At 36.4% G+C, this 615-nt stretch carries 1 protein-coding gene; it reads left to right on the forward strand.

Annotated features, from left to right (window positions below):
• Window positions 1-185 precede the first annotated feature (185 nt).
• The gene (locus tag CN514_RS22735) at window positions 186-596 is read left to right on the forward strand and encodes a hypothetical protein (protein ID WP_098234520.1); all 411 of its coding nucleotides are present in this window, start codon (window positions 186-188) and stop codon (window positions 594-596) included.
• Window positions 597-615 lie beyond the last annotated feature (19 nt).

Raw genomic sequence — 615 nt, forward strand, 5'->3', positions numbered from 1 at the left:
TTAGTTGCATAAGGATTGTGCGAATTTATTTGGAAAAGGGCAAAATTACCCCAAATTACAGAACTCTACATATTAGGTATAATTCCATAAGAATGGGAACTTAGTCGAAATCGGAAGCACGTCATGGGTGGTCATAAATAAAAGAACTATTCTTATACCTTTTAAGCTGAAAGGAAATGAATTCAATGAAGAATTTCAAACGTTTTTTGTCATTTGTCTTGCTATATCTTTTATATTGTTTCGTAGGCGAGGTTTGGTTTGTATCCTTATATTCACATGACAGTTGGATAAATGAATGGGGTGTTTTAGCTACCGCCGTCATCCTAATCGCCGTCTATACCATGCTCCTTTTGAACCTTTCACTTGGGTTTGAGAAATTTTTATTTTTTATTCCATTACTCCCCAATTTTATTGGTGTAATGTTATTTCAACCCATCGTAGACAGGTACTTTCCGATGCTTTTTGCACATGACGATATGGGGGTGGCGGTTCTTGTAATGATTATTTCCATTCACCATTGGATTGCAATGATGTCCTCCATTGGGCTGGCTCATGTTCTAAGAGGTCGAAAAATTAAGGGAGAATATATTACATAGTAATGCAACTAACGCATGC

The organism is Bacillus sp. AFS001701 (assembly GCF_002559405.1).
Lineage (GTDB): Bacteria > Bacillota > Bacilli > Bacillales > Bacillaceae_G > Gottfriedia.

What these genes read in the sequence shown, in the direction of transcription:
- CN514_RS22735 (WP_098234520.1), top strand. Translation starts at nt 186, where the DNA reads ATGAAGAATTTCAAACGTTTTTTGTCATTTGTCTTGCTATATCTTTTA.